Here is an 11606-nt window from a genome sequence, read left to right as displayed (position 1 = left end):
AAAGGTAGACGCTTCCCTAACTCTTTATTCCTTGTCCAGCGCAGCATACCGCGTTGCTACTGCGTCAATGGCCTCGGCGAGCCGGTGGTCGCGTTTGGTCACGGTATTGCCGGCATCGTGGGTGCGCAGGCGAAATTCCACCACGTTGTACTCATTGCTGAACCATGGGTGATGGTCGAGGCGCTCGGCTTCGTCCGCTACTGCGGTGAGGAAGGCGAAGGCCGTTTTGAAATCGGCGAATCGGAAGCGGCGGTGGAGGCTGTTATCGGTTTCAATCCACATGGTTTTTGCTATATTTAGCAGCGCTGGATGGACGCGTTGGGAGCCGGCTGATAAAACCCAAACGGGAAATCCAAAGTACACCTTTTCCCGGCTACCTCTTGCCCTCATACCCTTTTACATTCCCATACTCTTAGTAAAATGGCCATCGACCCCAACAACCGCCCTATCCGCGTCATCAACGACGACACCACCAACGAAGAGATGGAGGCCGGCCACCACATTCCCAACGCTGACCCACCCAAAAATGAAGCCGCACGCGGCGGCTTTGGCAACCGGGATGGCAAGGAAGGCTTCGGCTCCGATACCTCGGGTGGCGAAACTGCCGTGGGTGTGAACGAAACCGCCGACAACATGAGCCCGCCGAAGGACAACATGCGTTCCAACGACGAGGGCCGCCCCGACCGGGCCAACCAAGACCTGCCGCCCCTCGACGAGTACACCGATACCATTGTGCCCAGTGGCCGTCCCGTCGATGAACTTGACGCCCACGACTTGCGCCCGGGTGTCGACGAGATGCTAAACCCCAACTCCCGTGTGGGTATGGGCCAGATGGAGCCCCGGCCCATCCAGCCCATCACCGGGACCGATACCAACGCCGAACTCAACGACCCCGACGCCACTGACACGGCCATCGACCAGTAGGTCCCGGCTTGGTAGCTGAGTAAGTTCAGAAGCAAAATCCTTCCACATTTTCCACCTTCTAACCTTCCTTTATCATGCCGTACAAAAGTAATAACACCAACCAGCAGTCCAGTGAAAACCACGGTGCTCCAGCCGGTGAAGGCTTACCCAAAGGGACCGGCGACCTGCCCGTAAACGAGCTGGATGAAGCCACGCAAGCCCGTCTGGAGCAGGAAGCTTTAGATGCGGGCCAGCGCCATCCCAACCGCAACCTCGACAAGCCCGAACTCGACAAGCCATCGTATGGCGGCGGGCACTAGCTCCTCTATATTGCCGAGCTGAAAAAAAAAGTCATGCTGAGCGTCGCCGAAGCATCTGTACTGTAACAGTAACTTGATTTATTGTTGCGGTACAGCTGCTTCAGCGGTGCTCAGCATGACATTTTTTTGCTGTATTATCTCTATTCCATCATAGCATAAATCCCTGTGAGCCGCTACGCCACCACCGACCTGCACGGCTGCCTACACACGTTCCGCCGTCTGGTAGAAGACAAACTGCGCCTCACAAAGCGGGACGAGCTGTACTTGCTGGGTGACTACGTGAACAAAGGCCCCGATAGCCGCGGCGTACTCGACTACCTTATGCACTTGCAAGCTGCGGGCTACCAAGTGCAGTGCCTGCGTGGTAATCACGACCAAGCACTGCTTGATGCCGCTCGTCACCGCTGGCGCTGGGACTGGCTGGGGCCTCGCGGTCGACTCCCTACCCTGCGCAGCTTCGGCGTGTCGCGCCTCTCCGATATCCCAGGCCAATACCTGGAGTGGCTGGCCACTCTGCCCTATGAGATTGAGTTGCCGGATTTTATGCTCGTGCATGCAGGCTACGATTTTGCCCTGCCGCCCACCGAGATGCGGCAGGACTACACCACCATGCTCAATACCAAAAAGTATGTGTACGACCCGTCGCGGTTAGGCGGGCGGCGCCTGTTGCACGGGCATGTACCCACTCCCGTGGCGCAGGTGCGCAGCAAGGCTGCCACGCACCCTGGTGCGATGGGCTTGGATACCGGCTGTGTTTACCGCCACAACGCCGAAATGGCTCATCTCACTGCGCTGAACCTTGATACCTGGGAGATGACACTGGTGCCTAATTGTGAGCCGCCCTATACAATAGGGAAGCGCTGAGTAGCGCTTACTTACCAGCAAAACGAACCCCCACCGCTTTTAATAAGAGATGGGGGTTTTGCATTATGGGTATGTTCTCAGCGAGAGGCTCGTGTTATTGAATGGTTAGTTAATACAGGAAGTTATTGATAAATTATAGAAATAATTATAAATATTGCCGATGCATTTATGTGTTTATGGTACAGTTCAGGTAAACTAATTGGACTGTTGACAATCGAAGATGTGTTTTCAGAAATAGAAAATATTATGGGACAATTGCCTGACAGGTGTATAAACGTGAGTGGAAAATGTGACATAAATAGGACTATGTCTGTGATGAATTGATTGGTCTATTGCGGGCGACAGCATGGAGCTATAAATTTGGTTAACATTATTAAATCCTGTTCCCATATCTATCGAATAATACGCTACTATCCCCAAAGCTATTGCGGGCAATATAATTATCCTGGTGTCGACTCATATCGGTGCCTGACTAAACGAGGTCCTGCTTATCAGGATGACTTTCTGCCGGTTCCCAGCAGGAGCCGGCAGAATCCTTCGGTATCACTCTCACTCACCTTTTCCCTACGCTATATATGAAACACTTATCCTCTGTAAAACCTGACGGCTTTGGTGCAGTGCCCGTCCAAACGTGGCGGGTGCGGCGTAAGCAACTAATGGGTCTGGCAGTCGGCCTGATGCTGCTGGGCAGCCAAGCTGAAGCCGCTGTAATCCTGACGGTGGGTACCACGGGTGGCGCTACCTACCCCACCATCACGGCGGCTCTAGCAGCCGTACCATCACCGCTCACGCAGCCCTACGAGCTACGCCTTCTCGACGCCAACTATGCGGAGAACGTGTTGCTGACCAAGACAGGTACGGCTACAAACACCCTCACCATCAAGCCTGCGGCGGGAGTAAGCCCGGTCATCACCGGTACTCTCACCTTTGGCACGGGCAGCGCTCATACCATCCTCAACGGTAATAACGGCTCGCTCTCGCGGGCCCTCACCTTGCGGCAGCTCAGCACTTCGGTTCCTACACTGGTGTTCAGCGGCGACGCTTCGGACAACCAGGTGCGCGAAGCTGTCGTGCTGGGTTCAAACACGTTGCTGACCAGCGGTGTGGTGGTGGTAGGTAGTGGCCTCACCACTGGCAACGACCGCAACAGCATTACCCAGAGCTTTGTAGGCAATGCCGACCCGGCTCAACTGCCTTCCAACCTGCTGTATGCTGCCACACCTACGGCTGGAAGCGGAGCTAATGACAGCTTCTCGCTGACCAATAGCCAGTTGTTTAACTTCAACTACACCGGAGTACTGGTAGATGCTGGCAACGGCGACCTTTGGGATATCAGCAATAACAGCTTCTACTACAACGTGGCGGCGGTGCCTACTACGGCCCAGACAGCCATCGACTTCAAGCCAGGCAGTACTGCCAACGATGCCACTGTTAGCTACAACGCTATTGGCGGCCGGGCGGCCGGGGCGACGGGTGGTATCTGGGAGAACGTGGGCATCCAGAACTTCCGCGGTATTGTGATGAGCTGCGGCAGCAGCACCGTCATGACCAACGAAGTGGTGGGCAACACCGTGAGCCAGGTGAGCCTGACTGGGGTAGGCAGCAATGCTGCCCTTACGGCCCTTGGCGTGGCTACCGGCCGTGCCGAACTGACTGCCAACGCCGTAACGAACGTAAGCAGCACCGGCACCAGTGGCGTGAATAGCCTCGTAAGCCAGGCCACAACTATCCTGAATACCTTCTCGGTGAGTAGCGGCCAGCTAATGGTAGTGGAAAAAGGCCTGACTGTGGTGCTGGGCAACCTTACCAACGCGGGCATTCTCAACCACACGGGCGGCGACATTCTCATCAATGGCGACTTCGTCAACACGGGAACCTTTGCCCAAACGCTGGGCGATACTGAAGTGAAGGGCGACATGCTGAACAGCGGCCAGTTTACCTGCTCTACGGGCAAGGTGAAGCTTACCGGCGCTAGTGACCAAACCGTGAGCGGCGGCCTCTATTTCAACCTTGAAGTGAATGGCGGCGGTACCAAAACCTTCACCGATGACGCTGTGGTATACAATGGCGTGCAGATGCTGAACGGTATCTTGGCTACCGGCCCGTTCCGCCTCAAGCTTGACAACCTAGCCAACCTGGTTGAGACTGAAACCAGCTACGTATTGGGCCGCGTTGATGTACGCCGTACTCCAACAGTAGGCGTTACCGAGACATTTGGTGGCGTGGGCCTGAGCATGCAGCCGGTATCCGGCTCTGCCATGCCCGGCGCAACTTCGGTGAGCCGCTACACGGGGACGGCTGCTACTGGGGCAGGTTCGCACCAGAGCATTCTGCGCTACTTTGACATCACGCCGACCACTAACAACAACAGCCTAAACGTTGGCCTGACCATCGACTACTTTGCCCATGAACTGAACGGCATCTCGCCTACCAACATGCGCTTCTATAAGTCGACCAACAACGGTGGCACCTGGCAGAACAAAGGCATCACGACGTCCGGTACCAATACGGCCTTCCTGGCCAACGTAACCGGCTTCTCGCGCTGGACGCTGGGCGACATCACCAACCCGCTGCCCGTAGGCCTCACCGCCTTCCAGGCCGAGCGCCAGGGCCTAAACGCCCTCCTCACCTGGAACACTGCTTCGGAGTTGAACAACCGGGGCTTCGGCATCGAAGTATCGCTCGATGGCAAGGTCTACCGCCAAATCGGCTTCGTGGCCGTTGAAGGCAGCGGCACCAGCAGCACCTCCCGCGATTACCGCTTCGTGGACGCCACTGAGGGTAAAGCCGGCGCCCGCTACTACCGCCTCCGTCAGGACGACCGCGACGGCGCCAGCCAATACTTCGCTCCCCAGCAGCTGCGTTTTGACGGTGCCCAGGCCAGCCTGGCTGCCTACCCCACGCAGTTTGCCCAGGACCTGACCGTGGCCCTCAACCACCCCACCGCCACCACTGCTACCCTGCGCCTGCTTGATGGTATGGGCCGCCAAGTGTGGCAGCAGGAGCAGTCCCTCACATCTGGTGCTCCCCTGCACGTGCAGCCAACCTGTGCCGCTGGTAACTACACCCTCACCGCTACGGTGGGCGGGCAAGTATTACGCCAGCGCGTGGTGCGGCAATAGTGAGTGTCTAATATCTGAGTCGTTATCCTATTGAGAAAGTGCTGATTTGATTTTAAGCTATAGTTAGTATTACTATAAAACCCCGGCCACGTATCTGGCTGGGGTTTTTTGTGTGTCAGGTACGGGGCAATGGTGTCACCGTGATACCTCCCAACTAGCGTGAGCTTAGCGTAACCCATGGCTACTTATTGAGCGAGGCTTGGGCCTCGCATAGAACGTCCACGTTTGCACAGAAGTATGGTGCCGATTTGTTGATACCTTCGGTAGAGGAGGCTCAGCCTCTCCATCGTCGTCAGACAAGAGTTGCGTTGCGCTAAGCTTGTGCCAGCACCCAACCAGAACCGAAACCGCTACTGCCCATCCAGTACGCCAGCCACTACGGCCCGTCGCGCCGAGGCACGGTAGGGGTTCAGCGAATCGGCGGCGACGGCGCGGAGGGCGGTGAGGGCAGGGGCAGTTTTCTGGGCCTGCCAGTAGGCCATGCCGAGGTGATAGCGGGCGCGGCGGGCCAGCTCGCCGGTGCTGTCTTCGGTGCCCACGCGGCGGAAATAGAGCTGGGCGGCCTCACCCTGGCCCTCGCGCAGCAGGATGAGGCCGCGTAGGTAGAGCAGGGTGTCGGCGCCCACGCTGGCGGGACTAACGCGGCCCAACGAATGCAGCGCGGCTGGGTAGTGGCCCGACTGGTACTGGTCGAGGGCTTCGGCTAGCAAGGGGCGGCTGTGCAGCAAGCCAGTGGTCACAACCGGGCCGGGGTCGGGCTGGTAGTAGGCGTCCCAGCTACGGGCGGGTCGAGCGGGGCTGGGGCGACTGAAGTACCAGGCGGCCCAGCCAGCTACCACTAGTAGCAGCACGCCGACTGTGCCCCACACCAAGCCGCGCCGCTGGCGCTGCTGGCCCAGGGTTTCGGCGCGGGCCAAGGCGGTGCCGCGCTCGTTCATACGGGCGTCGAGGGCTTGCAGGCGCAGGCGCAGGGCGTCGTGGCCAGCCGCCCAGCGCAGGTCGGCGGTCAGCTGCTCGTAGGCGGCGTGGGCGTCGGCCAGGGTTTCATCCTGCTCAAGGCGCAGCTCAAAGGCTTCCTGCTCGGCTGCGAGCAAGTGGCCGTCAGCGAAGCTTTCGAGGGCATCGAGGTGCTGGCGCAGCACGGCCGGGGGGCGGGCAAGCTCCACGAGCTTGCGTAAGCAACTATTTTTCTGAAGGCGGGCCACGGTGGGGTTAGGGTAGCCCATTTTACCGCCTAGCTTGGCCAGGTTGTAGCCGTTGAAGTAGAAGTAAGTGAATACCTGCTGGCAGTCGGGGCCCAGCTGGTTAAAATGAGTCAGGAGCTGTTGGCGGCGGCTGGCTTCGGCGGCGGGCAAGGGCACGTGGGCGGGCACAGCGGCGGCCAGTCGCTGCTGGGCCATGCCGTATATGTAGGCCCGCACATCATCAGGCATCTTGGTAACGCGACCATCGGCCACTTGGTCGTAGAAGTCGAGTAGAGTGTCTTGCAGCAGCCCGTGCGCCTGCTCCGGCGGCAGCCGGTGCTGGCGCTGGGCCCAGCGGGCAAACAGGTGCCGGCTGCGCTGGTAAAAGTCAATCAGCGACTTTTGGTTGCCGACGCGCAACTGGGCAAGGGATTCGGCAAGGGGCGTGGGCATGGCAGGGGGCAAAGGCACTAGCAAGTAACAACGGAAACGGGGAATTGAAGAAGTGGGAGCGTCTGTTATCCTGGGCATAGCGAAGGACCTTACCCCGTTATAAGCTGTTTGGATTACTGCCAACCGTTATTTGGTGAGAAGGTCCTCCTTTGCGCTCAGGATGAGAGCCCCCTACTCCCCACTTCTCTATCCCCGCATCCCCTATTACCTTTACGCCCATGCAAACAGCCGCCCCCGCCCGTCTCGCCGACACCGCCATTTTCGACCTCATTGCGCAGGAGAAAACCCGCCAAACCCACGGAATTGAGCTCATCGCCTCCGAAAACTACGTTTCGGAGCAGGTGATGGCCGCCCAGGGCTCCGTGCTCACCAATAAGTACGCCGAGGGCCTGCCCGGCAAGCGCTACTACGGCGGCTGCGAAATCGTGGACCAGATTGAGCAGCTGGCCATCGACCGCGTGAAGGAGCTGTTTGGCATCCAGTGGGCCAACGTGCAGCCCCACTCCGGTGCCCAGGCCAACGCCGCCGTGATGCTAGCCTGCCTGCAACCCGGCGACAAAATCCTCGGTTTCGACCTCAGCCACGGCGGCCACCTCACCCACGGCTCGCCCGTCAACTTTTCGGGCAAGCTCTACCAGCCCAGCTTCTACGGCGTGGAGCGCGAAACCGGCCTCATCGACTGGTCTAAAATCAAAGACATTGCCCGCCGTGAGCGCCCCAAAATGATTATCTGCGGCGCCTCGGCCTATTCCCGCGACTGGGACTACGCCGCCCTGCGTGAAGCTGCCGACGAAGTAGGCGCTCTGCTACTGGCTGATATCTCGCACCCCTCCGCCCTCATCGCCACGGGCCTGCTGAACTCGCCGTTTGAGCACTGCCACATCGTGACCACGACGACCCACAAAACCCTGCGCGGCCCCCGCGGCGGCCTCATCATGTTGGGCAAAGACTTCGACAACCCCTTCGGCCTGAAAACCCCGAAAGGCGAAATCCGTCCCATGTCGGCGGTGCTCGACGGCGCCGTATTCCCCGGCACTCAGGGTGGGCCCCTGGAGCACGTCATTGCCGCTAAGGCCGTGGCCTTTGGCGAAGCGCTGAGCGACGATTTCAAAACCTATACCCAGCAAGTAGCCCGCAACGCGCAGGCACTCGCCAAAGGCTTCGTAAGCCTGGGCTACGACATCATTTCGGGCGGTACCGACAACCACCTCATGCTGATTGACCTGCGTTCGAAAGGCATCAGCGGCAAGCTGGCTGAAAACACGTTGGTGAAGGCCGACATCACCATCAACAAGAACATGGTGCCCTTCGACGACAAGTCGCCCTTCGTCACCAGCGGCATCCGCATTGGCTCGGCCGCCGTAACTACCCGTGGCCTGGGCGAAACCGACATGCATCGCATTGTGGAGCTGATTGATGAAACCCTGACTAACCACGACAACGACACCCGCATCGGGCAAGTCCGCCAGCGCGTGAACGCTTGGCTGCAGGACTACCCGCTCTTCGCGTAGCTTTTTACGTAAGGAGAACCAGTTGTCATCCTGAGCGCAGCGAAGGACCTTATCACGCCAGCATAGTTAGCAGAAAGTTCTAGCTGCTGCGAACGTGATAAGGTCCTTCGCTGCGCTCAGGATGACAGCCGGTTTTACCCCTGGCCTTATTCTCCTGATTCCCCTCCGTGCAACCTCAACAACCAAACCGACAGCTGGGCGAACAGCACGAAATGTCCTTCATCGACCACCTGGAGGCCCTGCGCTGGCACATCATCCGGGCGGCTATTTCGGTGGTGGTGTTTGCCACCGGTGCGTTTTTCGCGAAAGACCTGCTGTTTCATGACATCATTCTTGGCCCCTCACGCCCCGATTTTTGGACCTACCGCATGTTCTGCAAGTTTGGGCAGTGGGTGCATGCGCCCGATTTGTGCATCAACGACGTTGGGTTTGTGATTCAGAACCGCGAGATGAGCGGGCAGCTCACCATGCACATCAGCACCTCGTTTATTGTGGGCATCCTGCTGGCATTCCCTTATTTATTCTGGGAAATCTGGCGCTTCGTGAAGCCGGGCCTGTATCCGCACGAGCGGGCCAACTCGCAGGGCGCTGTGTTCTTCGTTTCGATTCTGTTCATTTTCGGCCTGCTGTTCGGCTATTACATCGCGGCGCCGCTCAGTATCAACTTCCTGGCCGGCTACGTGGTCGATGCCAGCATCGAAAACCAGATTGACATGCAAAGCTACCTGAGCACGCTCACCACCATGAGCGTGTCGTGTGCCTTCGTGTTTGAGCTGCCCATGATAGTCTTCTTCCTGGCCAAGGCCGGCATCGTGTCGCCCGAAATCATGCAGACCTACCGCAAGCACGCCATTGTGGTCATCCTCATCATTGCAGCTGTTATCACCCCGCCCGACATTTCGGCCCAGATTATCGTCACCATCCCTATCCTGCTGCTGTACGAACTAAGCATTCACATTGCCCGCGTAGTGCGGCGTGGCGATGCCGCCCGCCTCAACGCCAAGCTGGCCCGCGAGCAGGCGCAAAATGCCGCGCAATAGGCTGTCTGTTAACGCCGGATAGGTTGAAACCCACTAGCTGGCATAAACGAATACTGATAAAGAAAATTGGATTGACTTTGCTGAGGAGGAGATTTTAAAATGGATTTTCTCAGATGTGAATTGTTAGAATCAATTGCTGCGATTTGATTAAGTGTGTTTTTGATAACGTAGTGTTGAGCGCATTCTCACTTTGGGAGAATCCAAAATAGCATTAAAGCGTGATAATGGGCCATTGTGCTTATCTTTGACAAGCACTTAGTAGCTAATTATGACGCGGGCCGGTTTTTTGAGGGTGTGGCTGATGGCCTTTGGGCTATTGCTGGCGTTTGCGCGCCCTCCCGCTACCGCCCAGGGCATGCCCGCCAGCCTCGAAGCGTTGCGCCAAAAACTGGCTACTCGCCTCCCCGATACCACTAGGTTGCGGCTACTCACGGCTATGTGCTATGCGTTGCGCGAAGAGCAGCCCACCCGTGCTCTGCCCTACGGCGAAGCTGCAGTGGCCCTGGCTCGCACCCTGCCCGGGCCGGAGCGCAATACGGGCCTGCTTGCTAGCTTGCTCAGCTTGGCCAGCTGCTATGCCAACCTTTCGAACGGCCCCGAGGCCTTGTCGTTGCTATCAGAAGCCCAATCCCTGGCCCGCGAGCAGAACGACTACGATGCCTTGGCGCGCTCCTACACGGCGCAGGGCAGCGTCTACCACGAGCGGGGCGACTCTACCACTGCCTGGCACCATTATACCCGCGCCCTACAACTCACGCCGCGCCCCGGCGTAACGCCCCGCACCCGCATGAAGCTGTTGGGCAACATGGGCAGTCTGCAGTTTTATCGGAAGCAGTACTACCAGGCTCTGCACTTCGACTCCCTGGCCCTAGCCTTGGCCCGCCGCGAGAGCGACTCGACCGCCGAGGCAACTTACCTTACCAATCTGGCTACCTATCAGATGCGGGTGGGCAACCTGGGCCGGGTGAAACGCCTGCTCACGCAGGCCCTGGCCATTAGCCGGCGGGAACACTCGGTACGCAACCAGGCTAGTCAACTCATCATGTTTGCGATGTATTACATCCAGACCGATGACCGGGAGCGGGCCGGTGCTGCTGTGCACGAAGCCCTGCGCCTAGCCCGTCAAAGTGGCTTCCTGGAGCGCGTACTGGATGCCTACAGTATTCTTTCATCCGAAGCAGCCGAGTCGAAGGATTACCGTCAGGCCTACGAGTGGAACCGCCACTATGTGGAATTGAACGACTCTTTGAACAGCCGCCAGACCCTGCAGGCCCTGGCCGCCGCCCAGGTTAGCAGCGAAACCCAGGAGCGCGCCCGCCGCCTGCGTCAGCTCACGGAGCAGCAGCAGGAGCAGACGCAGCACAACCGCCTGTTAGCTGCCACCGTGGCGGTGCTGGCCTTGGGCCTGCTGGTGGCCGCCTACCTGCACCGCAACCTGCGCCGCAGCCGCTCGGCCCTGGCCGAAAATAACCGTGCCCTGGAAAAAGTATCGGAAGAGCTGCGCCGCGTGGCAGTTTCCAAAGACAAACTCTACGCCATTGTGGCCCATGACCTGCGCGGACCAGTCACGGCCTTTGCGGGTGTCACCAGCCTCATCGACTCCTACATTGCGCAAAATGACCAAGCTGGCCTGGCCCGCCTGCCCGCCATGGTGCGTCAAGCCGCCGACAGCCTTAACCACCTGCTCGACAACGTGCTGAACTGGGCCGTGAGCCAAACCGGTGAGCTGGACTGTCGCCCGGCTCCGCTGTCCGTATCGACGCTTTTTGCCGAATGTCAGGCTCTTTACCAGACCACTGCGGCGGCCAGCTGGCAGCACATCACCATGGCCGCGCCGCCCAACCTGCGCCTGCTGGCCGACCGCAACATGACGCGCACCATCCTGCGCAATCTGGTGGGCAATGCCTTGAAATTCATGCCCGCTGGTGGGCACGTCCACCTCGAAGCCGCGCTCGACCCCGACGACCCCGACATGGTGCTCATCAGCTGCACCGATACCGGGCCGGGCATGAGCGCTACCACCGTGGCCTCGCTCATGAGCGGCCCGGCTCTGCCCGAGCCCACCACCGAACCCAATGCCACGGGCCTCGGCCTGGGCCTGGCCCTGAGCCGGGCTTTCGTGCACCGCCACGGCGGCACGCTCATCATCCAGAGCCGCCCCGGGGCCGGCACCAACGTGACGGTGAGCTTGCCGGTAGCGAAGCAGTAG

At 59.1% G+C, this 11606-nt stretch carries 9 protein-coding genes; 7 read left to right on the top strand and 2 right to left on the bottom strand.

Translation table 11 applies throughout. From position 1 onward, the window contains the following. Positions 1 to 24: 24 nt before the first annotated feature. Positions 25 to 282: a 4a-hydroxytetrahydrobiopterin dehydratase gene (locus J4E00_RS04465; RefSeq protein WP_208173834.1), complete on the bottom strand. Its 258-nt coding sequence runs from the start codon at positions 280 to 282 to the stop codon at positions 25 to 27. Positions 283 to 420: 138 nt separating this feature from the next. Here J4E00_RS04465 and J4E00_RS04460 point away from each other — a divergent pair, with 138 nt between their 5' ends. The 4 genes from J4E00_RS04460 to J4E00_RS04445 all read left to right on the top strand — a co-directional run bounded on the left by J4E00_RS04460 (position 421) and on the right by J4E00_RS04445 (position 5209). Next, entirely contained in the window at positions 421 to 924 is a 504-nt protein-coding gene (locus tag J4E00_RS04460) for a hypothetical protein (RefSeq protein ID WP_208173833.1), read from the top strand. A 74-nt stretch (positions 925 to 998) separates the two neighbouring features. Next, the gene (locus J4E00_RS04455) at positions 999 to 1223 is read left to right on the top strand and encodes a hypothetical protein (protein ID WP_208173832.1); all 225 of its coding nucleotides are present in this window, start codon (positions 999 to 1001) and stop codon (positions 1221 to 1223) included. A gap of 165 nt (positions 1224 to 1388) precedes the next feature. After that, positions 1389 to 2087, top strand: a complete 699-nt coding sequence (locus J4E00_RS04450; RefSeq protein ID WP_208173831.1) for a metallophosphoesterase family protein — start codon at positions 1389 to 1391, stop codon at positions 2085 to 2087. A gap of 575 nt (positions 2088 to 2662) precedes the next feature. Beyond that, positions 2663 to 5209: a hypothetical protein gene (locus tag J4E00_RS04445; protein WP_208173830.1), complete on the top strand. Its 2547-nt coding sequence runs from the start codon at positions 2663 to 2665 to the stop codon at positions 5207 to 5209. Positions 5210 to 5559: 350 nt separating this feature from the next. Here the strand turns inward: J4E00_RS04445 and J4E00_RS04440 are convergent, their stop codons facing one another. Beyond that, positions 5560 to 6846, bottom strand: coding sequence for an RNA polymerase sigma factor (locus J4E00_RS04440; RefSeq protein WP_208173829.1), 1287 nt, complete (start codon positions 6844 to 6846; stop codon positions 5560 to 5562). A gap of 218 nt (positions 6847 to 7064) precedes the next feature. Here J4E00_RS04440 and glyA point away from each other — a divergent pair, with 218 nt between their 5' ends. From glyA to J4E00_RS04425, 3 genes are all read left to right on the top strand, one after another. After that, positions 7065 to 8357, top strand: coding sequence for a serine hydroxymethyltransferase (glyA, locus tag J4E00_RS04435; protein WP_208173828.1), 1293 nt, complete (start codon positions 7065 to 7067; stop codon positions 8355 to 8357). 167 nt (positions 8358 to 8524) lie between these two features. Continuing rightward, a complete protein-coding gene (tatC, locus tag J4E00_RS04430) occupies positions 8525 to 9397 on the top strand; it encodes a twin-arginine translocase subunit TatC (RefSeq protein WP_317196591.1) in 873 nt (290 codons plus the stop codon). A gap of 301 nt (positions 9398 to 9698) precedes the next feature. Then, on the top strand, positions 9699 to 11606 hold the full coding sequence (locus J4E00_RS04425) for an ATP-binding protein (RefSeq protein WP_208173827.1): 1908 nt from the start codon (positions 9699 to 9701) through the stop codon (positions 11604 to 11606).

It is taken from the genome of Hymenobacter negativus, from assembly GCF_017571495.1.
In the GTDB taxonomy this organism is placed as follows: domain Bacteria; phylum Bacteroidota; class Bacteroidia; order Cytophagales; family Hymenobacteraceae; genus Hymenobacter; species Hymenobacter negativus.
This window is presented reverse-complemented; position numbering and strand designations above follow the sequence as displayed.

Excerpts from the sequence above, each read along its gene's own strand:
- J4E00_RS04465 (WP_208173834.1), bottom strand. The coding sequence starts at position 282 with ATGTGGATTGAAACCGATAACAGCCTCCACCGCCGCTTCCGATTCGCC.
- J4E00_RS04460 (WP_208173833.1), top strand. The coding sequence starts at position 421 with ATGGCCATCGACCCCAACAACCGCCCTATCCGCGTCATCAACGACGAC.
- J4E00_RS04455 (WP_208173832.1), top strand. The coding sequence starts at position 999 with ATGCCGTACAAAAGTAATAACACCAACCAGCAGTCCAGTGAAAACCAC.
- J4E00_RS04445 (WP_208173830.1), top strand. The coding sequence starts at position 2,663 with ATGAAACACTTATCCTCTGTAAAACCTGACGGCTTTGGTGCAGTGCCC.
- J4E00_RS04440 (WP_208173829.1), bottom strand. The coding sequence starts at position 6,846 with ATGCCCACGCCCCTTGCCGAATCCCTTGCCCAGTTGCGCGTCGGCAAC.
- glyA (WP_208173828.1), top strand. The coding sequence starts at position 7,065 with ATGCAAACAGCCGCCCCCGCCCGTCTCGCCGACACCGCCATTTTCGAC.
- J4E00_RS04425 (WP_208173827.1), top strand. The coding sequence starts at position 9,699 with ATGGCCTTTGGGCTATTGCTGGCGTTTGCGCGCCCTCCCGCTACCGCC.